The organism is Streptomyces sp. NPDC046716 (assembly GCF_040645755.1).
Taxonomy (GTDB): domain Bacteria; phylum Actinomycetota; class Actinomycetes; order Streptomycetales; family Streptomycetaceae; genus Streptomyces.
This window is the reverse complement of the sequence record NZ_JBEYYU010000009.1, coordinates 144,516-166,967: the sequence shown is the minus strand read 5'-3', so window position 1 is coordinate 166,967 and position 22,452 is coordinate 144,516. Positions and strand designations below refer to the sequence as shown.

Sequence of the window (22,452 nt, the reverse complement as noted above, 5' to 3'; positions counted from 1 at the left end):
AGACATCGGAGGACCTGGCTCTCCGGAGGACGAGCAGAGGGGGCTGCCATGGCCGTCACCGACGAGGCCATCGAGAAGATCAAGGGCATGATCGTCTCGGGCGCGCTGCGCCCCGGCGACCGGCTCCCCAAGGAGAGCGAACTCGCCGCGGAGCTGGGGCTCTCGCGCAATTCGCTGCGCGAGGCGGTTCGCGCGCTCTCCCTCATCCGCATCCTGGACGTCCGGCAGGGCGACGGCACCTACGTCACGAGCCTGGACCCGCAGCTCCTCCTGGAGGCGCTGAGCTTCGTCGTCGACTTCCACCGCGACGACACGGTCCTGGAGTTCCTCGCCGTCCGCCGCATCCTGGAACCGGCCGCCACGGCGATGGCGGCGACCACCATCGACCGGGACCAGCTCGACCGGCTCGCCGCCCAGCTCGACGACCTGGGGCCCGGGCCGTCGGTGGAGGAGCTGGTCGCCGCGGACCTCGACTTCCACCGCGGCATCGTGGCGGCCACCGGCAATTCGGTGCTCTGTTCCCTCCTCGACGGCCTGTCCGGGCCGACCACCCGGGCCCGCATCTGGCGCGGCCTGACCCAGGAGGACGCCGTCGGCCGCACCCTGCGCGAGCACCGGGCGATCCTGGCGGCGCTGCGCGACGGCGATCCGGAGGCGGCACGCTCCTGGGCGACCGTGCACATCGCGAGCGTGGAGCAGTGGCTGCGCTCCACCCTCTGAGCCTCCGGTGGGAAACCCCGACATCCAGGTGGAGTGCACTCCCGCGGCGCGGGGCAGTGTTCCGGGCAGCCTCCGGGTTTCAGGGGGCTGCGGAGGGTCCCCGCGGACGCCGTATTGTGGGCAGGTACGTGAGGGCACGTCGGAAGGAGGCGCTGGGTGATCGAGCTCGAGGGGGTTCCCGAGCTGGTCGACCCGGTCATGGTGGCCGCGTTCGAGGGCTGGAACGATGCCGGCGACGCCGCCTCCACCGCGGTCGGGCATCTCGACAAGGAGTGGAAGGGCGAGGTGTTCGCGGCGCTGGACGCCGAGGACTACTACGACTTCCAGGTCAACCGCCCGACGGTCTTCCTGGAGGACGGCGTGCGCAAGATCACCTGGCCGACGACCCGGCTCTCGGTGGTGCGCGTCGGCGGCGACAAACCGCGTGACCTGGTCCTGGTCCGGGGCATCGAGCCGTCCATGCGCTGGCGCTCGTTCTGCAACGAACTGCTGGGCTTCGCGCACGAGCTGGGCGTGGAGCTGGTGGTGATCCTGGGCGCGCTGCTCGGCGACACCCCGCACACCCGGCCGGTTCCGGTCAGCGGCGTCACCTCCGATCCGGATCTCGCTACGCGCATGGACCTCGAGGAGACCAAGTACGAGGGCCCGACGGGCATCGTCGGGATCCTCCAGGAGGCGTGCACCCATGCGGGCGTCCCGGCGGTCTCGCTGTGGGCGGCGGTCCCGCACTACGTGTCGCAGCCGCCGAACCCGAAGGCGACGCTCGCGCTGCTCAACCGTCTTGAGGACCTGATCGACCTGCGCATCCCGCTGGGCGAGCTGGCCGAGGACGCGCGCGCCTGGCAGCTGGGCGTGGACCAGCTGGCGGCGGAGGACAGCGAGGTCGCCGAGTACGTGCAGTCGCTGGAGGAGGCGCGGGACACCGCGGAGCTGCCGGAGGCGTCGGGCGAGGCGATCGCCCGCGAGTTCGAGCGGTACCTGCGGCGGCGCGATCCCGGGGCACCGCCCGGCTCCGGCGGCCATGCCACGGACGGCGGCGACGGCTCGTCGTACCTGCGGGACAACCCGGGCGGCAAGCGGCCGCCGAAGCCGCCGCGCTCCGACCCGGACGACGGCGACGAGTAGCCCACGGCCACAGGGTCCACGACCGACGAAGCGCCCCCGGCGCCGGGCGACCGGCACCGGGGGCGCTTTCGCGCCGTCTCCGTTCTCCCCGCCTTTGGCCGGTTTGCTCCGTGACACCTGATTCCATGCAAAATGCACGGGGTTCCCTCTTCAACTTGTTCCCAAACGCATTTGGCGAACAAGGGGTGGACGAGCGCGCCCGGCCGTAGCAAGGTGTGCCCGACGAACGCGGCACAGGCACACCCGTACGACCAGAGGTGGCGAGGGGAGCTGTGGACCGATGACCGACCAGCACGCAGAACCGGCGCGGGGCCCGGGGGCTGCGGGTCCGGGTCCGGACGGAGCCGGTTTCACATATCGCGGGACGGAAGCGGAACTGATCGTCCTGGCACGGCCCGAGGCCCGGCTGCGGGCCCAGGCGGACGGGGTCAGGTCCGCCGCCGGCGCCGACGTATCGGCCCTGAACATGTTCCTGGGCGACGAACAGCTCGCCCTCGAACCGCTGTTCGGCAGTGAGGAGCGGCTGCGGAGCGCGTCGGAGGCGGTGGGGGCCGGGGCCGACGTACCGGACCTGGCGCTGTTCTACCGGGTGCGCGGCGCGGGCGGGCGGGCCCAGGAGTTGCGGGCGCGGATCGCGGCGCTGCCGGAGGTCGACACCGCGTACGTGAAGCCCGGCGCGGTGCCGGCCGCCCCGCCCGAGGACTTCGACGAGGCACGGCGGCTGAAGGAGAAGACGGCCGCGACCCCCGACTTCACGGGCCGTCAGGGCTATCTGGCGCCGGCGCCCGAGGGCGTGGACGCGGTGTGGGCGTGGCAGCGGCCCGGCGGCGGCGGTGAGGGTGTCACCGTCATCGACGTCGAGGGCGCCTGGCAGCTCAGCCACGAGGACCTGTCGGCGAAGCTCGCGGGCGTCGTCGTCGGGACCCCCGTCGCGGATCTGGCGTGGCGCAACCACGGCACCGCCGTCCTCGGCGTGATCGGCGGCGACCGCAACGAGCACGGGATCACCGGCATCGCCCCGCAGGCGGTGACGGCGGCGGCGTCCTTCCAGGGCGTCGGCACGGCGGCGGCGATCCACGCGGCGGCCGAGCGGCTGAGCCCCGGTGACATCGTGCTGGTCGAACTGCACCGGCCGGGACCGCGGTTCGACTTCGAGTCGCGCGACGACCAGCGCGGCTACATCGGCCTGGAGTGGTGGCCCGACGACTTCGCCGCGATCAGGTACGCGACCGCGCTGGGCATCGTGGTGGTGGCCGCGGCGGGCAACGGCGGCGAGTCGCTGGACGACGGCCTGTACGAGCGGCGCCCGGAGGGCTTCCCGGCCTGGTGGCACAACCCGTTCAATCCGACGAACCCGTCCTCGGGCGCGGTCCTGGTCGGCGCGGGCGCGCCGCCGCCCGGCACGCACGGCCGCGACCACGGCCCGGACCGCTCGCGGCTGGCGTTCTCCAACTACGGCGCCCGGGTGGACGCCCAGGGCTGGGGCCGCGAGGTCACCACCACCGGCGGCTTCTGGGACCGGCCCGGCGATCTGCAGGGCGGCTCCGAGGAGATCGCCTGGTACACCGATACCTTCTCCGGCACCTCGGCTGCCTCCCCGGTGGTCGTCGGCGCGCTGGCCGCCCTCCAGGGCATGCTCAAGGCCGGCGGCCAGCGCCCGATGAATTCGCCGCGGGCGCGCGAGGTGCTGCGAGCGTCCGGCTCTCCGCAGCAGGACGCCCCCGGCCGGCCCGCCTCCCAGCGGATCGGCAACCGGCCCGACATCAGAGGAGCGGTGACCCATCTGCTGCCCTCGACGGTCGGTTCGGGCCAGGCAGAGCGGTACTGGGACGAACTGATCCCGTATCCGCGCGAACTCCCGCCCCGGCTCAGGCTGTTCGTGGCGGGGACCTGGCGCAACCTGAACGATCCGTCCCCGGAGATCCGCCAGGCGGTGCACAGCGCCTTCGCGGGGGGACGGCCCGATGTCCGTGTCTGGTTCTCGGACGACGAGATCGTCGGCCTTGTGGTCACGGGCTGAAGCGACGCAGCCAACCATCGATGGAAGGTGGCACCCGCATGAGCATGACCCCGCAGATGAGTCAGCAGGGGCAGCAGTTCCCGAGCACGTCGCCCTACCAGCAGCACCAGCAGCCGTTCGGCCAGCAGGGCCAGCAGGGCTACGGCCAGCAGGGCTTCGGCCAGCAGCAGCCGTTCGGCCAGCAGGGCCAGCAGGGCTTCGGCCAGCAGCAGCCGTTCGGCCAGCAGGGCCAGCAGGGCTACGGCCAGCAGATGGGCGGCTCGCTGGAGCAGCTGCAGCAGCTCGGTCAGCAGCAGCCGTTCCAGGGGCTGCTCCAGCAGCTCGGTCAGCAGCAGGGCTTCGGCCAGCAGCAGATGGGCGGCCAGCAGCAGCAGGTCGAGCAGCAGGTGCTGCAGCACCTCCACCAGATCGCGCAGATGGCGGTGCAGCACGCCCAGCAGCAGGTCCAGCAGCAGGTGCTGCAGGCCGGCATCGCGGACGCGTACATCGACGTGGTGCAGCCGCTGCCCGGTCAGCCCAGCATCATCGCGCTGCGGATCCAGGGCCAGTTCCGGATCTTCGCCAACCCCAACCCGCAGACCCACGACCAGGTCCAGGAGGCCTTCGCCTTCGGGCACCAGGTCGTCGGCGTCTGGGACTCCGGGTCGCCGCACGTCCTGCGCAGCATCCAGGTGCGCAAGATCTGACCCGCGAGATCTGAACCGCGGGATCCGGCCCGTCGGATCCCACAGCGACACATGAGCGGTGACTGGTAGAAGAGGGGCGCTTCCTCCGCCGGGAGGAAGCGCCCCTTTCGGTCAGCTGCCGCCCGCGCAGGTGAACGCGGCGGCGGCCCAGTCACCGTGGTCGCCGGTCTTCGATCCGTTGGTGTCGGTCACCTTCAGCCGCAGGTGCCGGGCACCGCTCACGTCCACGTCGACCGGGACGGCGGCCGAGGCGCCGGTGACCTTCGGCGAGGTCCACAGCACCCTGCCGTCGGCCTCGACGGAGAAGGCGACCTCGCCGTATCCGGCGATCTCGTCGTCGATCCCGACGTCCGCGGTGAGCCTCGAGCACTGCCCGCCGAGATAGACCTCGATGTCGGAGTCGGCGTGCACCCCGATGCCCTTGTCGTAGGTCTTGCCGGCGAGGGTGAGGGGGTGGCCGTCGGTGGCGCCGGACTCGCCGTTGCTGCGGTCGCGTTCGGCGGGCCCGTACCCGTTGGTCGAGGTCAGCCACTCCAGGTCGCTCGCCCAGGTGTGCCCCGCGGGCGGTTTCGGCATGACGGAGACCGCGAAGCGGCCCTGCGCGGTGCGCTGTTGCCCCGCGGCCCGGTAGCGGGCGGTGGATGTGAGCGCCCGCTCCCCCGGCTTCGCGTCCGCGCCGGGTGTGACGGCGACGTCGACGCGCCGGGTGGTCCCGGCCGGGATCCGGTCGACGGTCACCGGGGCGCCCGCGGTCCACCCCTCGGGTGCGTCGACGCCGACGGTGACACCGGTGGCGTCCCGGTTCCCCGCGGTGACGTCGACGGCGACCGTGCCGGTGACGCCCGCGCCCAGCTCCTGGCCCGCGGCGGCGGACACGGCCGCGGCGGCGTTCGGTGCGGCGCCGCCCACGGCCGCGGTGTCGCGCAGGTCGAGGGTGAAGGCCCGCCCGGTGGACCGGGTGCCGGTCTTCACGCGCACGACGCCGCCCCGGTCGTCCGGGTCGTAGAACCAGCCCTGCGCGGCCTTGTCGAACGCGCGCTTCGACCCGGCGCGCGCCAGCTTCTTCCCGTCCAGCTCGACCCGGCCCGGCGCGTCCCCGGTGTGCACGGTGAAGGAGTAGGGCCGGGCGGTCTGCTTCCCCTTGTACGAGCCCTCGCTCGCGCCGATCCGCACCCGCACGTCACCGGGTCCGGACCGCGGCGCGGTGACGGTGGCGCGCTGGGTCGCGAAGGCGCCGCCGCGGTGGTCGCGGGTGACGCCGTCGTCCTCGTACAGCTCGAAGGACGAACTCCCCTGCGGGTACACGTCCCAGGCGACCTGGGAGTCCTCGTCCCGGTCGGTGTACGAGCGGATCCCCGGCCACATCGGCACGGCGGCGCCGCCCTTCACGAACAGCGGGAGGGTGTCGAGCGGCGCGCTGTACCCGTCGATCGTGGTCGGCCCCCGGTAGACCCGGCCGGTCCAGTAGTCGGTCCACGTCCCCTTGGGCAGATAGATGCCGTCGCGCACGGCGGAGTCCTGGTAGACGGGTGCGACGAGGAAGTCCTCCCCGGTCAGGAACTCGTACTTCGCGGCGTCCGTGGCGGCCTTCGGGTCGTCCGGGTACTCCAGCGCGAGCGGCCGTACGGCGCCCACTCCGGTCTTCGTGGCCTCGTGGGCGTACGAGTACAGGTAGGGCAGCAGCGACTCGTGGAGCTTGAGGTACTTCCGGTTGATCGTCGTGTACGGCTCGCCCTGCCGGAACGGCTGCTTGTCGCTGGCCGCCCAGCCGTCCATGGTCATGGTCACGGGCAGCAGAGACTTCCACTGCAGATCGCGTACGTACGTCTTGGGGCTGCCGCCGAAGATGCCGTCCACGTCACCTGTCGTATACGCGAGCCCGGACAGGGTGGCGCCCGCGTACGTCGGGATCTGCCAGCGGATGTAGTCCCAGGAGCCGGACTGGTCGCCCGACCACTGCACCCCGCACCGCTGGGCGCCGGCCCAGCTCTCGGGGGCCCAGGTGAAGCCGCGGGCGTCGGAGTTGTCCTCGATCCCCTGGTAGGCGCCCTTGCAGCCGTCGAGGGCCTTCTTGTAGCCGTCGCCGACCCAGGCGACGTCCAGCTTGGCGACGCGCTGCCCGGCCTTCACCTGGTCGGCGATCCTGTCGATGCCGTCCTCGGTCCACAGGCCCAGTTGCGCCTTGTCGTCTCGGAGTCCGCTCGCGGTCTCGGCCAGGTCCTCGTATCCGCAGCCGTAGCCGTCGTTGACGAGCATCCAGCCGAGCGGCATGTCCTGCTCGACGTACTGCCGGGAGATTTTCAGGGCGTCCTTGGTGTGCCGTTCGCCGCGGTTGGCGTTGTGCAGATAGCAGTCGGCGTCGCCCACTTCGAGCCCGTAGACCGGTGGGAGGAACGGTTTTCCGGTCAGCCGCGTGTACTGGCCGATGACGTCTTTGGCACTGTCCTCGCCGCTGCCCGCGAAGTAGTAGGCGTCGAAGCGCCGCTCGGCTGCGGCGGCGGTGACGGGCGCGCCGAAGGTGTACGTGTTGGGCGCGTAGGTGTTCCGGAAGACGCCGTACCCGGCCGAGGAGAGGTAGAAGGGCACGGAGTTGGGGTGTCCTCCGTCGTCCCAGTCGTAGCTGACCTCGGCCTTCGCGGTCTGTCCGCGCAGGCTGGTGTTGCCCCGCCCGTTCTGCATGCCGACGCCGTAGAACTGTTCGTCGGCGCCGCGGTCGAGGCTCTGGGTGGTGCCGTCGGCGCTCCAGTTGACGGGCGCGCTCTCGGACCACACCTCGGTGCCGTCCTGCCGGAACAGGGCGAAGCGCAGCGGGGACTTGTAGGCGCGCAGGGTGATCTCGGAGCTGCTCAGCTCGTAGCGGTCGCCGCGGTCCTTCCAGCGGGTGGTGGGCGGCGCGCCCTGCGGCAGGACGATGTCGTCGCCCACGGGATCGGTGAACGTGCCGTCGGGCGCGACCTCGATCCGGAAGCTCTCGGCGGACACGAAGCTGACCCGGGCCTCGGCGGTCCCGGCGTCGAAGGTGTAGCGGGACGTCCCCGGATGGAACCCGGTGACGTCGCCGAGAGCTCCGGGACTGTCGGCTGCCCGGGCCGCCTGTCCGGGCCCGGCGAGTGCGGCCGCGAGCCCGATCAGGGCTACGGCGACGAGGGATCTGAGGCGTCCAGAACGCCTGAGCGTGCTCGATGCTGTTCGCATCCCCATGGTTTAGCGCACAAACGAGCACGGCGCTAGAGCACGGAAAAGCCCCTCCGGCGATGGAGGAGCGGGGCCCGGGGCGGAGCCCCGTGACCTCAACTCCCTCGCCCTGGAGAGGCTTTTCGGAGAACGAACAGATCGGCGCAGCCTAGAGCGCGACCCCGAGCAGCGCGTCGACGGCACGCGAGACGACACCCGGCGCACCCTCGTCGGAGCCACCCTCGGCATCCTGCAGCTCGGCCCACCGGTCGACGGCGACCAGCGCGGCGGGCGCGTCGAGATCGTTCGACAGAGCCGCGCGGATCTCCTCGACCAGCCCCTCCGCAGGAGGCCCGTCGGGCCGCGACACGGCGGCCCGCCAGCGGCCGAGCCGGGCCACGGCGTCGGCGAGCACCTGGTCGGTCCACTCCCAGTCCGAGCGGTAGTGGTGGGCGAGCAGCGCGAGCCGGATGGCGGCCGGGTCGACCCCGTCGCGGCGCAGCTGCGACACGAAGACGAGGTTGCCCTTGGACTTGGACATCTTCTCGCCGTCGAGCCCGACCATCCCGGCGTGCACGTACGCCTTGGCCATCGGGAACTCGCCGGTCAGCGCCTGGGCGTGCGAGGCGCCCATCTCGTGGTGCGGGAAGGCCAGGTCGGAGCCGCCGCCCTGGACGTCGAAGCCCATGCCGAGGTGGTCGAGGGCGATGGCGACACACTCGATGTGCCAGCCGGGGCGTCCCTGCCCCAGCGAGCCGCCGTCCCAGCTCGGCTCGCCCTCGCGGGCGGCCATCCAGAGCATCGGGTCGAGGGGGTTCTTCTTGCCCGCGCGATCCGGGTCGCCACCGCGCTCGGCGGAGAGCAGCCGCATCGTGGCGGCGTCCAGGTTCGAGACGGAGCCGAAGTGCGGGTCGGCCTCGACGGAGAAGTAGATGTCGCCGTCCAGCTCGTAGGCCGCACCGGCGTCGCGCAGCCGCTCGACGAGCGGCACGATGCCGGGTATCGCCTCCACGGCGCCTATGTAGTGCTGCGGCGGGAGCATCCGCAGGGCGGTCATGTCCTCACGGAACAGGGCGGTCTCCTGCTCGGCGAGCCCCACCCAGTCGACGCCGTCGCGCACGGCCCGCTCGAGCAGCGGGTCGTCGACGTCCGTCACGTTCTGGACATAGTGCACCTGCCGCTTGGTGTCGAGCCACACGCGCTGCACCAGGTCGAACGCGTTGTAGGTCGCCGCGTGACCCATATGGGTCGCGTCGTACGGCGTGATGCCGCATACGTAGATACGGGCGACGGGACCGGGGTCGAGGGTGACGAGCCCATCGGTCGCGGTGTCGTGGATCTCCAGGTCGCGGCCCTTGCCAGGCAGGGCGGGGACCTCAGAAGCGGGCCAGGCATGCATGTCATGAGCGTAACCGGACGGTGCTTCCGGATACGAACCGGACCAGGTCCGATGGCCGACGAGGCCCTCTTGCGCGCCCACGCCGACGATGCTGTACGGCCCCTGGAGCCCCGCTAGTCGGTCACGGTGGCCCGGATGCCGTCCGAGAGCCCGAAATGGCGGATGCCGTGCAGCAGATAGGCGCGCAGGGTGCACACGAAGTACGTCCAGCCCTGTGTCTGCCCGACCGCGCGCCCCGCGCCCTCGATCCCGTCGCCCATCGGCTGCTCCATCACGGTGAGTGCGGTCGCCCCGGAACCGGTCTCGCGCAGCTCGATGACGACCTGGCCGCCCGGCCAGCTCCACGAGACGAGCCGATCGGGCTCGATCTCGCCTATCTCGACGTCGAACTCCGCGTCGACATGAGGGAAGGTCCAGGTCACCGTGGTGCCGGGCACCATCGGCGCGGAGGTGCGCTCGACGAAGAAACCCGACAGCCCCTCGACCGTGACGATGGCCTCGAACACGTCCTTCACCGGGCGGTCGATCCGGTCCTCGACAATCAACTTGGTCATGCCGTCGAACGTAGCGCGGGCCACTGACACCCGCCGCCGGGCCTCAGATCGGCGGCCACGGGATGGCGGGCCACTCGCCGCTCGGCTCCCGGTGCCGGCCGGACTTCAGCAGCGCGGCCACCCGCTCCCGTACGGCGTCCAGCTCGGCGCCGGTGATCAGCTCGGCCAGCCGCGCCGCGAGCGGCTCGCCCTCGGCCAGCCGTCCCCGCAGCGCCTCCAGCGCCCCGGTCGCCTCCTCGGTCAGCGGTTCACCGGCCCAGCCCCACAGGAGCGTGCGCAGCTTGTCCTCGACGTTGAAGGTGACGCCGTGGTCGATGCCGTACAGCCGCGCCCCGGCGTCGACGAGCAGGTGCCCGCCCTTGCGGTCGCCGTTGTTGATCACCGCGTCGAGCACGGCGAGGCGTCGCAGCCGGGCGTCGTCGGCGTGCACGAGGAGCGCGGTGCGGCCCTCGCCGACCTCCGCGAACCCGACGGCCTTCCAGCCCTCCCCCGGCTCCTCGGCGTCCACGAGCGCCAGCAGCCCGGCGTCGTCGCCCTGCTCCTCGGGGGTGTCGATCCACAGCTGGCACATGCCCTCGCCGTACGGGCCGTCGCGCAGCACGGTCGGCGGGACCAGGCTCCAGCCGAGCGCCTCGGAGACCTCGAAGGCGGCCACCTCGCGCTGGGCGAGCGTGCCGTCGGGGAAGTCCCACAGCGGCCGCTCACCGCGGACCGGCTTGTAGACGCAGGCCGCCTCCCGGTCCTCGTGGCTCACCCGGCACAGCAGGACGGCGTTCGACGCGTCCCTGATCTGCCCCTCGACGTGCAGCTCCCCGCGGGTGAGGAGGTCCAGGGCGTCGCGGCCGGTCACGCGCCGCGCCGGTATCCGTTCTGGCGCGGACATACGTGTCCCTCCGGGTCGAGCGGCAGACTGCACAGCGGGCACGGCGGGCGGCCCGCGTTCACGACCTCCAGGGCCCGCTTGGCGAAGGCGCGCGCCTGGTTGCCGGTGAGCCGGACGCGGAGCATCGGCGGACCGTTCTCCTCGTCCTGGAGAAGCCTTTCCTCGGCCTCGGCCAGGTCCTCGTCGGACTCGGCGTCCATCTCGACGAGGGCCTGCGCCTCGACGATCATGCGCTGTTCGTCGCCGTCCCAGGCCAGTGCCATGGTGCCGACCCGGAACTCCTCCTCGACCGGTGAGTCGAGCGGGGCCGTGTCGGAGATCTCGGTGGGTGCCACGGCGGGCACCGGCGCGTTTCCGCCGCTGCGCCGCACCACCTCGTCGAGCAGCTCGTCCATGCGCTCGGCGAGCGCGGCCACCTGGGTCTTCTCCAGCGCCACGCTGGTGACCCGGGTTCCCGCCGAGGCCTGCAGGAAGAAGGTGCGGCGCCCGGGGAGTCCGACCGTACCGGCCACGAAACGCTCCGGAGGGTCGTAGAGGAACACCTGACGCGACACGTCCTGACTCCATGATCTGGGGATGGGGATCGACTGTGCTTGACGGAGCTTCACCCTACTGCGGCGGACGATCACGGTGCGCCAGCGCCGCCACCGACGGTCGCATCCGGACCCTGCGGCTGCTCGCGCGGGGCGAGCGAGCCGAAGTCGCCGGTGTCCCCGAGGCGGACGAGAAAGGGGCGCAGTCGTGTGTAACGGATCGCGGTGATGGAACACGGCTCTACGGAGATCCGCTGAAAGAGGTCCAGATGAAGCCCGAGAGCGTCCGCCACAAGGGACTTGATGATGTCGCCGTGCGAGCACATGACGTACACGGCGTCCGCGCCGTGATCGCGCTCCACGCGCGCGTTCCACTCCCGCACCGCTTCCGCCGCCCGGTGCTGCATCTGCCGCATGGACTCGCCGCCGGGGAAGGCGGCGGCGGTCGGGTGCTGCTGGACGACCTGCATCAGCGGTTCGTCGGCGAGTTCGGCCAGCTTGCGGCCCGACCAGTCGCCGTAGTCGCACTCGCCGATCCGGTCGTCGGTGTGCGCGCTCAGCCCGGGCCGTGCGGCGAGCAGCGGCGCGACGGTCTCCTGGCAGCGCTGGAGCGGGCTGCTGACGATCTCGGCGAGCGGCAGGTCCTTCAGCCGCTCGGGCAGCGTGGCGGCCTGCGCGCTGCCGCGCTCGTCGAGGGCCACGCCGGGCGTCCACCCGGCGAGCAGACCGGCGGTGTTGGCGGTGGAGCGTCCGTGGCGGACGAGGATCAGCGTGGGCATGCCCGCCAGCCTAAAGGCACGCGGAGGTGCAGTCGGCGAACCCTCTGGGAAGAATGGCTGCCATGATCGTCGACTGCGCCGTGTACCGGGACGGGCGCCGCGTCGAGGCCCCGGCGGACATCAAGGACCTGTCGGACGCCCTCGCGGAGGCACGGGCGTCGGACGACGCCTTCGTGTGGATCGGGCTGCACGAGGCCACGGAGGCCGAGTTCGGGACGGTGACCGAGGAGTTCGGGCTGCACCCGCTGGCCGTCGAGGACGCCATGAAGGCGCACCAGCGGCCGAAGCTGGAGGTCTACGACGACTCGCTGTTCGTGGTCCTGAAGCCGGTCGGGTACGAGCCCAGGAGCGACAAGGTCTCCTCGGGCGAGGTGATGCTCTTCCTGGGCGACTCGTTCGTGGTGACCGTGCGGCACGGCGAGGGGTCGTCCCTGGCGGCCGTGCGCAAGCGCCTGGAGCGCGATCCGGTCTTCCTGCGGCACGGCCCGACGGCGGTGCTGTACGCGGTCGCGGACGCCACGGTCGACCACTACCTGGACGTCGCGACCGAGCTGCAGACCGATCTGGAGGAGCTGGAGGCCGAGGTGTTCTCGCCGGACGGCGGGGGCTCGCGGGACACGGCGTCGCGGATCTACGCCTTCAAGCGGCAGATCCTGGAGTTCCGCCGGGCCACCGGCCCGCTGGCGCTGCCGACGGCCCGGCTCGCGGGGCTCGGCCCGTACCCCACGGCCGTGCCGTTCGTGGCCGAGGACGCGCGCCCGTTCTTCCGCGACGTGCACGACCATCTGACCCGGGTCAACGAGTCCGTGGACGGCCTGGACCGCCTGGTGACGGACATCCTGTCGGCGCACCTGGCGCAGATGAGCGTGCGGCAGAACGACGACATGCGGAAGATCTCCGCGTGGGCCGCGATGGCCGCGGTGCCCACGATGATCGCGGGCATCTACGGCATGAACTTCGACCACATGCCGGAGCTGCACTGGATGTGGTCGTACCCGGCGGTGATCGTGCTGATGGCCGTCCTGGAGATGGTGCTGTACCGGATGTTCAAGCGGCGCGGCTGGCTGTAGCGGCTCACCGGGGACGTGCCGCTCACGCGAACTCGACGGAGGTGGTCGCGGGGCCGCCGAGCGCGTCGCGCCGCCGCGGCATCGACAGGGAGACCATCCGCCGCCAGCCGCCGAGGCGCTCGTACGCGTACACGGCGCGGATGCCGGCGGCGAGCACCGCGGCCTTCGGGGCGGACCAGCCGAGGACGCGGCCCATGCGGTCCATGACGGCGAGGCTCACGTCGCGGTAGACGGCGATCTCGGCGAGGGCGCACTCCCGCAGGACGCGCTGGATGGTGCGGCCGTGGCCCGCGTGGGCGAGGCGCAGCAACTCCTCGTGGCAGTAGGCGAGGTGGTTGTCCTCGTCGTTGGAGATCATCTTGACCGCGCGGCCGATGTCGGGGTGGCCGGAGAAGTGCTTGCGCAGCAGTTCCATCTGCTCGGAGGCGCGCTGCTCGGTGACGCGGCTGTGGGCGAGGTAGGTGACGATGTCCCGCACGGACAGCGGCTCGTCGCGCCGGAGACGCTCGTGCGGGAGGCCGATGCCGTGCCGCTCCAGGAGCATCGTGTAGTCGGTCTCGTCCGGGACCGGCACCGGGGTCAGGCCGCGCTTCTTCAGCAGGGCGTTGAAGATGCGCCCGTGCTTGTCCTCGTCGGCGCCGTGCCGGGCGATCTTGGGCGCGAGGGCCCGCTCGCTCTCGGGGACGAGGGCGGCGATCCGACCGTTCTCCCAGCCGCCCTGCGCCTCGCCGCCGGCCGCGATCGAGCAGAACAACCGGAACGATTCGTCGTCGTCGAGAATCTCCTGGAACAGGCTCTTGGCCGACAGCATCTGGCTACCTCCGTGCCTCCACGCGCGGTCCGCGGCTCCATGGCTCGCAAAGACCGAGTCAAATGCGGGAGGCGGTGACAGGCAACAGGTATGACCGACAACTCGGCCGAAAGGAGGATCCGTGCCGGGATGGGAGGCGTAACCGTGGGCCCGGTGGCGCGTTGTTCTCCATGACGGCCGTGGCGGGGAAGACCCCCCGAGCCCCCACCACGGCCGCGGAAGACTCCGCCGGTGCCGCCGCCGCGATCTAGGCCAGCCCGGCCCGCTCCACCGCCTCGACGCCCGCGCGCAGCGAGGCGAGCCGCTCGTCCAGCGTGAAGCCGGCCGGGGACAGCGTCAGCGTGGTGACACCGGCCTCGGCGTACTCGCGCATCCGGTCCGCGATCCGGTCCACGGAGCCGAGCAGCGTGGTGGAGTCGATGAGCTTCTGCGGGACGGCCGCGGCGGCGCCGTCCTTGTCGCCGGCCAGGTACTTCTCCTGGATCTCGGCGGCCTCCTTCTCGTACCCCATGCGCTGCGCGAGCTGGTTGTAGAAGTTCTGCTTGGCGCTGCCCATGCCGCCGACGTAGAGCGCGGTGTAGGGGCGGAACGCGTCGGCGAGCGCGGACACGTCCTTGTCGCCGCTCTCCGGGCCCACGGCGATCGGCACGGTCGGGCAGACGTCGAAGCCCTCCATGGTCTTGCCGGCCTTCTCGCGGCCCGCGCGCAGGTACTTGATCGCGGTGTCCTCCAGGTGCTCGGCGGACGGGAAGATCAGCAGGGCGCCGTCGGCGATCTCGCCGGTCTGCTCCAGGTTCTTCGGGCCGATCGCCGCGATGTAGAGCGGGATGTGCTCGCGCTTCGGGTGCACGGTCAGCTTCAGGGACTTGCCCGGGCCGTCGGGCAGCGGCAGGGTCCAGTGGGTGCCCTCGTAGGAGACACGTTCGCGGCTCATGGCCTTGCGCACGATGTCGACGTACTCGCGCGTGCGGGCGAGCGGCTTGTCGAACTTCACTCCGTACCAGCCCTCGGAGACCTGCGGCCCGGAGACGCCGAGACCGAGGCGGAAGCGGCCCCCGGAGAGGGTGTCGAGGGTCGCGGCGGTCATCGCCGTCATGGTGGGCTGGCGGGCCGGGATCTGCATGATGGCCGAGCCGACGTCGATGCGCTCGGTCTGCGCGGCGACGTAGCTGAGCACCGTGACGGTGTCGGAGCCGTACGCCTCGGCCGCCCAGCACACCGCGTAGCCGAGCTGATCGGCCTCCTTGGCGACGGCGAGGTTGTCGGTGTCCATCCCCAGGCCCCAGTACCCGAGATTGATGCCGAGCTTCATTGACCACATCCCCTTAACCGCGTGCGGGAACCGCTGGATTACCCATCGGTAACGTCCTCTTCTCCGGGCACCCTAGCGCGGCGGGCGGCACCACAGATATGCACCGGGCCCCCCATCCTGACCTTCGGCCAGTACTCTCAGCGCCCATGGAGCAGAGGCATCTCGGCCGTACCGGCCTGCGTGTGTCCCGGATCGGGCTCGGCACCCTGACGTGGGGGCGGGACACGGACGAGCACGCCGCCGCCGACCTGTTGAAGGTCTTCTGGGAGGCGGGCGGCTCGCTCGTCGACACGGCCGACGTGTACGGGGACGGAGAGTCGGAGTATCTGCTCGGCCGCCTCGTCGAGGGCCTGGTCCCCCGCCGTGACCTGGTCATCTCCACCAAGGCGGGCAGTGTGCCCGACCCGGACCGGCGCTTCGACGGCTCGCGCGGCCATCTGCTCGCCGCGCTCGACGCCTCGCTCGCCCGGCTCGGCACCGATTACGTCGATCTCTGGCAGATTCACGCCTACGACCCCGGCACCCCGCTCGACGAGACGCTCCAGGCCCTCGACATCGCGGTCAGCAGCGGGCGGGCGCGCTATGCGGGAGTGTCCAATTTCTGCGGGTGGCAGCTGGCCAAGGCGGGCACTTGGCAGCTCGCGGCGCCGGGCACCCGCACCCGGCTCGCCAGTACGCAGATGGAGTACTCGCTGCTGCAGCGCGGGGTGGAGCGGGAGGTGCTGCCGGCCGCCCTGGACCTGGGCATCGGGCTGCTGCCGTCGTCGCCGCTCGGGCGCGGGGTGCTGACCGGGAAGTACCGGGGCGGCACCCCGGCGGACTCGCGCGGCGGCTCCGACCACATGGCGCCCTTCGTCGCGCCGTACCTGGACGAGGCAGCGGGGCACATCGTGGACGCGGTCGCCATAGCCGCGGACGGGCTCGCGGTGACGCCGCTCCAGGTCGCCCTCGCCTGGGTCAGGGACCGGCCCGGCGTGACCGCGCCGATCATCGGCGCGCGCAACACCCAGCAGCTCACGGCGGCATTGTCAGTGGAGGCCCTTAGTCTTCCTGACGAGATCTGCCAGGCGCTCGACGATGTGTCGGCGCCCGTGCACCGCTATCCCGATCAGGACTGGAGCACGTTGTGAGTACGGAGTCCGCTGCCGCGGAGAACGAGTCAGGGCAGGTCCCCGACGCCGGGCCGGACACGGAGGCGCCCCTCGATGCCGCCGAGGCGGCCGAGCCGGCCGAAGCGGCCGAAGCGGCCGAGGACGGGACCGAGGAGGCCGGGACCGAGAAGACCGGCACCGAGGACGCGGCGGCCCAGCCGTCCGAGGCGGAGGCCGAGCTGGCCGCGCAGCGGGAGCTGCGGGAGCGCATCGCGCAGCGCAAGGCCGCCAAGGACGGACCGATCGCCGCCGGCACGAAGCTGAGCGGCACGGCCGCCGATCTGCTCGCCGCCGTACGTGCCGTGGAGAGCGGCGAGAAGCCGGCCGTCGCCGAGTTCGCGAAGCGGGCGCCGGAGCCCGCGCCGCGCCCGGCCGCCGCCGTGCCCGAGCCACGGCCCCACGCGCCCGCCGTGCCCGCGGCGTCGGCCGTGGACGCCGGGCCCGACGCCGGCACGGTCGCCGCCGTGCGCGCCGTGCTCGTCGAGGGCGGTGCGCCCGACTCGCTCGCCGTGGGTGCCGCCACGGCGCTGGGCGAGGGCGCAGAGGACCTGCTGCGCGAGGATCCCTGGCAGCTGCTGCGGGTGAGCGGGGTGCGCCCGGAGCAGGCCGACGGGTTCGCGCGGGCGCTGCTCGGCGCGGAGTGCGGCCCCGAGGACGAGCGGCGGGGCCGCGCGGTCACCGTGTGGCTGCTCGAGCAGGCGGCGGTCGCCGGGCACACGGCCCTGGATCTTCCGGTGCTCTCGGACGCGCTCGGCAAGCGCGGGGTGCCCGATCCGGACGAGGCCGTGCAGAGCGCCGCCGCGGAGGGCGACGCCATTCTGTTCCAGGACCCCGTCGAGGACGCGCCCGAGCCCGAGCCGGCGGAGGAGGGCGAGGAGGAGGCCGAGCGGCCGGTGCGGATCCTCGTCGGCCTCGAGCGGTACGCGCTCGCCGAGGAGAGCCTCGCCGACGGTCTCGCCCGCATCATCAACTCCGCGCCCAAGGACGGCGACTCCCTCGCGGGTGACTGGGAGGCGGCGGCCGACGCCGCTTCCGGGACGACGGCCGAGCTGATCCGGGCCGCCGCCGCGCACCGCCTTGTACTGCACACCGGCGGCGAGGCCGCCCGCGCCGAGCCGGTGGCGCTGGCCTCGGCCGCGGCCGGTCTCGGGCTGCGGGTGTGCGTGGCCGCCCACAGCGCGGACGGGCGCCGCCGGGCCGCGGCGCTGCTCGGCGGCGAGGCGCCGGAGAGCGCGACGGCCACCGTCGAGGGGCTGCTCACCCAGACGCAGGGCCCCGGCCGGGACGCCGACGGCGCGCTCGCGGTCGATCTCCTGGTCGTCCTGGACGCGCCGCAGCTGGACGTGGACGCGGGCGCGATGCTCGTGGAGCTGCTGGCCGACGGCACCTGTCTGGTGCTCAGCGGCGATCCGGGGGTGCTGTGGTCCGCGGGGCCGGGACGGGTCTTCGCCGATCTGCTGGCCGCCGGGATCTGCCCGCGCCTGGCCTCTCGGACGCCGGACTTCGGGCCGGTCGGCGAGCTGGTCTCGGGCATCGGCATCGGTGAGCTGAACCAGGTGGAGGCGCCCGGCAAGGAGGTCGTGATCGTGCCGGTGCGGGACGGCGCCGAGGCGATCCACCGCACCGTGCAGCTCGTCGCGGACTCGGTGCCGCGGGCCATCGGGGTGCCCCCCGAGGAGACCCAGGTGATCACTCCGGGGCATGCGGGCGCGGCGGGGACGCGGGCGCTGAACGCGGCACTGAAGGAACGGCTGAATCCGGGGCCCGGGCGGTTCGGGGGGTTCGACCCCGGGGACCGGGTGGTGCACGTGGCCGGTCCGGGGCGGATCAGGCCCGGGCGGGTCGTCGGGGCCGATGCCGAGGGGCTGCGGCTCGACTGTGACGGCGAGGCCGTGCTCGTACCGAAGGAGCAGGTGGAGCGGGCCGTGCGGCACGGGTGGGCGGTGACCGGGCACCAGGCCGTGGGGCTGCGGTGGGCCGCCGCGGTGGTGGTGCTGCCCGGGGACGCCGCGGCGGGGCTGAGCCGGCCCTGGGTGTACACGGCGTTCGGGCGCGGGGAGCGGCATCTGTCCGTGGTGCACGGGGTGGATGCCGCGTTGCCGCGGGCCGTCGCCGAGGTGGTCGCCAAGCCGCGGACGACCCGGTTGCAGCGGTTGGTCCGGGCTCAGGTGCCGGGGGCTTAGAGCGGGGTTGGGGCGGGCGCCCATCGAGGCGCCTGCCCGGCGCTGGGGTGCCGCCTTGCCCACCCTGCCGCCCCAGGCGGCAGACTGCCCAAGGCGGGGGCGGCAGGCTGCCTGGCCTGAGGCGGCCTGGGATCAGTGGTCGGCGTCTTCCAAGGGTTCCGTCGTGACGGTGTCGTCGTCGGGGTCGAGGTCGTCGTCGAAGACCGAGCTGACGTCGAAGCGGCACACCACCCGCTGCGGATCCGCCTGGTCGAACGGGGCCTCCAGCCACTCCCCCGGTTCGGCCGGCTCGTCGGCGGCCGCGACCCAGAGTGTCGAGTCGCCCTCCTCCAGGCCGAACTCCTTGTGCCGGGAGGCGATCTCGTCCGGCTCGAACTCGCCGAAGAGCACACCCAGTGCGGCGTGGACGCTACTGCCCGCGCTGTCCGGGTCGGGACCGGCCTCGAGGTCGGCGACCCGGCCCGCCTGGGCGAGAAGACGCTGCGGCTCGACCACGGCGTAGTCGCGTCGGATCAGCACGCTCAGCGCGTTCGGCTCCTCCGGTCCGGTGTACGGCGGCAGCGAGTCGTCGCCGCTGGGGATCTCGAAGGGGGTGACCTCGTCGTAGCGGTCGTAGAGGAGTTCGTCGTACTCCTCGGCCGCGACGGCGAGCTCGTTGAACGCTTCGTAGACGGCCGGGTCGTCCTCTCCCGACCTGCGCTCGACAGCCGCCAGGTGACGGTCGAGCGCAGCCTTGACCGCCTCTGCGGCGGCGCGTACCTCGGCAGCGGTGGGCTGCGCAGCATCAGACATAGTGCAGACGCTATCCGTACCGGGCCCGTGCCCGCACAATAGATGCGATGCCGGAATACGAATTTGTCGACGTGTACGTGCCGCGCGGGGTCTCCCGCAAGGATGCGACGCGCCTGCTGACGGACCATGCAGAGTACGGACACTGGGAGTTGGACCGATTGAGCCTGCGCCGCGACGGCAGTCGCCGCGTGCGGCTGCGGCGGCGGATCATCCGCCAGGTGCGGGCCACATGGTGACCTGATCCTGACGTCCCGCGGCCGAAAACGGAGCGGGCCCCGCCGATGCGGGGCCCGCTCCGTAGCCGCTGCCTGCCGTGCGCGCTACGCGCCGGTCCGGGAGCGGCGGTAGAGCACCGCGCCGCCGAGCAGCGCGCCCGCGGCCAGTGCGCCCGTCGCGCCGACGGGCAGCGAGCTGCCGGTCATGGCGAGCTGGGACTCGCCCTTGGCCTGGGGGACGCTGTGCGTCTCCGGCTGGTTGGGCTTGCTCTCGGTCGGGTGCAGCGCCCGCGTCACGGGCTTGACGGCCTCGCCCGGCGCTCCGGGCTTGCCCGGCTGGTGCGGCTTCCCGGGGGTGGCGGGCGGCGTGGACGGCGGCGTCGCCTGCTCACCGTTGGCGCAGTCGTCGCCCGTGGTGGGGTTGCCGACGGAGACGACTCCGACGGAGTTCCCGCAGACGTTGACCGGAACCTCCACGGGCACCTGGACGTGGTTGCCCGAGCCGATGCCCGGGGAACCACCGGTGTGACCGCCCGCGTGCGATCCGCCGCCGGACGGCTGGTGGTGGGAGCCGCCGCCGCTGTCGTCGCCGTAGCCGCCGTCGTGGGAGGTGTTGGCGCAGTTGTTGCCCATCGCCGGGTTGAGCAGCCCGATGACGTTCACGGTGTTGCCGCAGACGTTGACCGGGACGTCGACCGGCACCTGCACGTTGTTTCCGGAGGCGATGCCGGGTGAGTCCGACGCGCTTCCGTGCGCACCCGAGTCGGCGTGCGCGTAGCCGCCGGTGACGGCGAGCACGCCGGTCGCGGCCGCCATGATGGTCAGGCCCTTGCGCGTGACCTGTCGCATAGCAATCCCTGCCTTAGCAATCTCAGCGCTCGAAGCACTGCACTTCGCCTGGGTGGGCCGGGGAACTGGTGTGCCCCGGGTCCCCGAATGCCGGTCGGCCCCGGAGTGCATGGCGCGCACTCCGGGGCCGACGGACTCAGACCCTCAAGGGGTGAGGCTCAACAGCGTCAGCTGTTGACGCAGGTGTTGCCGAAGGCGGGGTTCAGCAGCCCGATCACGGAGACCGTGTTGCCACAGACGTTCACCGGGATGTGGATGGGCGCCTGGACGACGTTGCCCGAGAGCACGCCGGGGGAGTGCACGGCGGCACCCTGGGCACCGGAGTCGGCGACGGCCATGCCCGCACCCGCGAGAACCAGACCACCAGTGGCAGCCGCAGCAGCGACGACCTTCTTGATCATTATTCCTCCTTGTTGGCAAATGCAGTCCCAGCCGCGGACTGCACTCCCTGTAACGAGGAGAAAGTGATGGGGCTACGAGCCTATGGTTCCTTTCACTCTTTTCAGCCCAGTACGCACGGACGGCCGAATTAACGGGTTGTTGCCAGGTTGACGCGGCAGGGGCCGGCTCAGGACGCGTCGATGAAGCGGTCGAGCACCCGCACACCGAACTTCAGGCCGTCCACCGGGACCCGCTCGTCGACACCGTGGAACATGCCGGCGAAGTCCAGCTCGGGCGGCAGCTGCAGCGGCGCGAAGCCGAAGTTGCGGATGCCCAGCTCGACGAAGGACTTGGCGTCGGTGCCGCCGGAGAGCATGTACGGAATGGCCTTGCCGATCGGGTCCTCGGCGGCGATCGAGGTCTGCATGGCCTCGACGAGCGCGCCGTCGAAGGTGGTCTCGACGGCCTTGTCGGCGTGCACGTCCTCACGCCTCACGTTCGGGCCGAGGAGCCGGTCGAGGTCGGCGAGGAACTCGTCCTCGTACCCCGGCAGGAATCGTCCGTCGACGTGCGCGGTGGCCTCGCCGGGGATGACGTTGACCTTGTAGCCGGCGCCGAGCTGCGTCGGGTTCGCGGTGTTGCTCAGCGTGGCGCCGATCAGCTTGGCGATGCCGCCCAGCTTGGCGATCGTCTCCTGCATGTCCTCGGGGTCGAGCTCGGTGCCGAGCGCGTCGCCGAGTTCGTCGAGGAAGTGGCGCAGCGTCTTGGTGACGCGGACCGGGAACTGGTGGCGGCCGAGCCGGGCGACGGCCTCGGACAGCTCGGTGATGGCGTTGTCCCGGTGGATCATCGAGCCGTGTCCGGCGGTGCCGGCCACGCTCAGCTTCATCCAGTGCATGCCCTTCTCGGCGGTCTGGATGAGGTAGAGCCGGCGCTGCTCGTTCACGGTGAAGGAGAAGCCGCCGACCTCGCTGATCGCCTCGGTGACGCCGTCGAAGAGCTCCCGGTGGTTGTCGACGAGGTGGCGCGCGCCCCAGGTGCCGCCCGCCTCCTCGTCGGCGAGGAAGGCCAGGACGATGTCGCGCGGGGGCTTGCGGCCGGTGCGCAGCCGGTCGCGGACGACCGCGAGGGTCATCGCGTCCATGTCCTTCATGTCGACGGCGCCGCGGCCCCATACGCACCCGTCGGCGACCTCGCCGGAGAAGGGGTGGTGGGTCCAGTCCGCCGCGTTGGCCGGGACGACGTCCGTGTGGCCGTGGATGAGGAGCGCGGGCCGCGACGGGTCCTCGCCCTCGATGCGGGCCACCGTGGAGGCGCGGCCGGGGTGCGACTCGAAGATCTTCGGTTCGAGGCCCACTTCGGCGAGCTTCTCCGCGACCCACTCGGCGGCCTTGCGCTCGCCGGGGCCCGAGTGGTCGCCGTAGTTGCTGGTGTCGATCTGGATCAGTTCTCGGCAGAGGTCGACGACCTCGTCCTGCCCGGAGACGGCCCTGCCCGTGCTCGGCTCACTCACGCTTGTTCCTCTCTCCCTGTGGATCCCTCTCATCCTCTCTCCCCCGACGTCAGGACCCAAGGGCGGGCACGGCTCGTCACGTGCCGTTCACAGGGGAAGCGCCGAGGTGGGCGTGTGATCGGAGCACTCCGAAACCCTGGTAATGTTCTCTGTGTCGCCGCGGGGCAGCCCCTCGCACTCAAGGCGGCAGACACCTTGTCCGGGTGGCGGAATGGCAGACGCGCTAGCTTGAGGTGCTAGTGTCCTTTATCGGACGTGGGGGTTCAAGTCCCCCCTCGGACACCACAGAAAGAAAGCCCCTC

20 protein-coding genes and 1 tRNA gene are annotated in these 22,452 nt (G+C 72.0%); 9 read left to right on the top strand and 12 right to left on the bottom strand.

The features are described 5' to 3' along the window. Nucleotides 1-48: 48 nt before the first annotated feature. The 4 genes from ABZ930_RS09865 to ABZ930_RS09850 all read left to right on the top strand — a co-directional run bounded on the left by ABZ930_RS09865 (nucleotide 49) and on the right by ABZ930_RS09850 (nucleotide 4,551). Nucleotides 49-720, top strand: coding sequence for a FadR/GntR family transcriptional regulator (locus tag ABZ930_RS09865; RefSeq protein ID WP_361544368.1), 672 nt, complete (start codon nucleotides 49-51; stop codon nucleotides 718-720). Nucleotides 721-876: 156 nt separating this feature from the next. Beyond that, complete coding sequence (locus ABZ930_RS09860) at nucleotides 877-1,845, top strand: PAC2 family protein (RefSeq protein ID WP_361544365.1); 969 nt, start codon at nucleotides 877-879, stop codon at nucleotides 1,843-1,845. A gap of 280 nt (nucleotides 1,846-2,125) precedes the next feature. Continuing rightward, nucleotides 2,126-3,865 carry a S8 family peptidase gene (locus ABZ930_RS09855; RefSeq protein ID WP_361544362.1) on the top strand — a complete coding sequence of 580 codons (1,740 nt, stop codon included), beginning with the start codon at nucleotides 2,126-2,128 and terminating at the stop codon, nucleotides 3,863-3,865. 38 nt (nucleotides 3,866-3,903) lie between these two features. Next, nucleotides 3,904-4,551 (top strand): hypothetical protein, encoded by a 648-nt coding sequence (locus ABZ930_RS09850; RefSeq protein ID WP_361544359.1) that lies wholly within the window; start codon nucleotides 3,904-3,906, stop codon nucleotides 4,549-4,551. Nucleotides 4,552-4,662: 111 nt separating this feature from the next. Here ABZ930_RS09850 and ABZ930_RS09845 read toward each other — a convergent pair whose 3' ends face one another. The 6 genes from ABZ930_RS09845 to ABZ930_RS09820 all read right to left on the bottom strand — a co-directional run bounded on the left by ABZ930_RS09845 (nucleotide 4,663) and on the right by ABZ930_RS09820 (nucleotide 11,873). Continuing rightward, nucleotides 4,663-7,746, bottom strand: coding sequence for an NPCBM/NEW2 domain-containing protein (locus ABZ930_RS09845; RefSeq protein ID WP_361544356.1), 3,084 nt, complete (start codon nucleotides 7,744-7,746; stop codon nucleotides 4,663-4,665). Between the two features lie 148 nt (nucleotides 7,747-7,894). Continuing rightward, entirely contained in the window at nucleotides 7,895-9,124 is a 1,230-nt protein-coding gene (mshC, locus tag ABZ930_RS09840; protein WP_361544353.1) for a cysteine--1-D-myo-inosityl 2-amino-2-deoxy-alpha-D-glucopyranoside ligase, read from the bottom strand. A gap of 113 nt (nucleotides 9,125-9,237) precedes the next feature. Beyond that, the gene (locus ABZ930_RS09835) at nucleotides 9,238-9,678 is read right to left on the bottom strand and encodes an SRPBCC domain-containing protein (RefSeq protein WP_361544350.1); all 441 of its coding nucleotides are present in this window, start codon (nucleotides 9,676-9,678) and stop codon (nucleotides 9,238-9,240) included. Between the two features lie 43 nt (nucleotides 9,679-9,721). Continuing rightward, nucleotides 9,722-10,561: an SCO1664 family protein gene (locus tag ABZ930_RS09830; RefSeq protein ID WP_361544347.1), complete on the bottom strand. Its 840-nt coding sequence runs from the start codon at nucleotides 10,559-10,561 to the stop codon at nucleotides 9,722-9,724. Next, the gene (locus tag ABZ930_RS09825; RefSeq protein ID WP_361544344.1) at nucleotides 10,525-11,115 is read right to left on the bottom strand and encodes a DUF3090 domain-containing protein; all 591 of its coding nucleotides are present in this window, start codon (nucleotides 11,113-11,115) and stop codon (nucleotides 10,525-10,527) included. Before ABZ930_RS09825 ends, ABZ930_RS09830 begins: the two co-directional genes overlap by 37 nt. Nucleotides 11,116-11,186: 71 nt before the next feature. Beyond that, nucleotides 11,187-11,873, bottom strand: coding sequence for a histidine phosphatase family protein (locus ABZ930_RS09820; protein ID WP_361544341.1), 687 nt, complete (start codon nucleotides 11,871-11,873; stop codon nucleotides 11,187-11,189). Nucleotides 11,874-11,935: 62 nt separating this feature from the next. Here ABZ930_RS09820 and corA point away from each other — a divergent pair, with 62 nt between their 5' ends. Next, nucleotides 11,936-12,943 (top strand): magnesium/cobalt transporter CorA, encoded by a 1,008-nt coding sequence (corA, locus tag ABZ930_RS09815; protein ID WP_361544338.1) that lies wholly within the window; start codon nucleotides 11,936-11,938, stop codon nucleotides 12,941-12,943. Nucleotides 12,944-12,965: 22 nt separating this feature from the next. Here corA and ABZ930_RS09810 read toward each other — a convergent pair whose 3' ends face one another. Both ABZ930_RS09810 and ABZ930_RS09805 read right to left on the bottom strand, forming a co-directional pair. After that, on the bottom strand, nucleotides 12,966-13,754 hold the full coding sequence (locus ABZ930_RS09810) for a ferritin-like domain-containing protein (RefSeq protein WP_361544335.1): 789 nt from the start codon (nucleotides 13,752-13,754) through the stop codon (nucleotides 12,966-12,968). 247 nt (nucleotides 13,755-14,001) lie between these two features. Further along, the gene (locus tag ABZ930_RS09805; protein ID WP_361544332.1) at nucleotides 14,002-15,066 is read right to left on the bottom strand and encodes an LLM class F420-dependent oxidoreductase; all 1,065 of its coding nucleotides are present in this window, start codon (nucleotides 15,064-15,066) and stop codon (nucleotides 14,002-14,004) included. A gap of 146 nt (nucleotides 15,067-15,212) precedes the next feature. Here ABZ930_RS09805 and ABZ930_RS09800 point away from each other — a divergent pair, with 146 nt between their 5' ends. Beyond that, nucleotides 15,213-16,196: an aldo/keto reductase gene (locus ABZ930_RS09800; RefSeq protein WP_361544329.1), complete on the top strand. Its 984-nt coding sequence runs from the start codon at nucleotides 15,213-15,215 to the stop codon at nucleotides 16,194-16,196. Beyond that, nucleotides 16,193-18,400 (top strand): helix-hairpin-helix domain-containing protein, encoded by a 2,208-nt coding sequence (locus ABZ930_RS09795; protein WP_361544326.1) that lies wholly within the window; start codon nucleotides 16,193-16,195, stop codon nucleotides 18,398-18,400. Before ABZ930_RS09800 ends, ABZ930_RS09795 begins: the two co-directional genes overlap by 4 nt. Before the next feature lie 132 nt (nucleotides 18,401-18,532). Here the strand turns inward: ABZ930_RS09795 and ABZ930_RS09790 are convergent, their stop codons facing one another. Further along, nucleotides 18,533-19,192 (bottom strand): hypothetical protein, encoded by a 660-nt coding sequence (locus ABZ930_RS09790; RefSeq protein WP_361544323.1) that lies wholly within the window; start codon nucleotides 19,190-19,192, stop codon nucleotides 18,533-18,535. A gap of 47 nt (nucleotides 19,193-19,239) precedes the next feature. On the opposite strand from ABZ930_RS09790, the gene ABZ930_RS09785 reads away from it, so the two are divergent. Further along, nucleotides 19,240-19,428, top strand: coding sequence for a DUF5703 family protein (locus ABZ930_RS09785; RefSeq protein ID WP_111666225.1), 189 nt, complete (start codon nucleotides 19,240-19,242; stop codon nucleotides 19,426-19,428). Nucleotides 19,429-19,512: 84 nt separating this feature from the next. Here ABZ930_RS09785 and ABZ930_RS09780 read toward each other — a convergent pair whose 3' ends face one another. From ABZ930_RS09780 to ABZ930_RS09770, 3 genes are all read right to left on the bottom strand, one after another. After that, complete coding sequence (locus ABZ930_RS09780) at nucleotides 19,513-20,256, bottom strand: chaplin (protein ID WP_361544320.1); 744 nt, start codon at nucleotides 20,254-20,256, stop codon at nucleotides 19,513-19,515. Nucleotides 20,257-20,423: 167 nt separating this feature from the next. After that, entirely contained in the window at nucleotides 20,424-20,657 is a 234-nt protein-coding gene (gene chpH, locus ABZ930_RS09775) for a chaplin ChpH (protein WP_361544317.1), read from the bottom strand. Nucleotides 20,658-20,824: 167 nt separating this feature from the next. Then, a complete protein-coding gene (locus ABZ930_RS09770) occupies nucleotides 20,825-22,150 on the bottom strand; it encodes a M20/M25/M40 family metallo-hydrolase (RefSeq protein ID WP_361544314.1) in 1,326 nt (441 codons plus the stop codon). A gap of 197 nt (nucleotides 22,151-22,347) precedes the next feature. On the opposite strand from ABZ930_RS09770, the gene ABZ930_RS09765 reads away from it, so the two are divergent. Continuing rightward, nucleotides 22,348-22,435, top strand: a tRNA-Leu gene (locus tag ABZ930_RS09765). Nucleotides 22,436-22,452 lie beyond the last annotated feature (17 nt).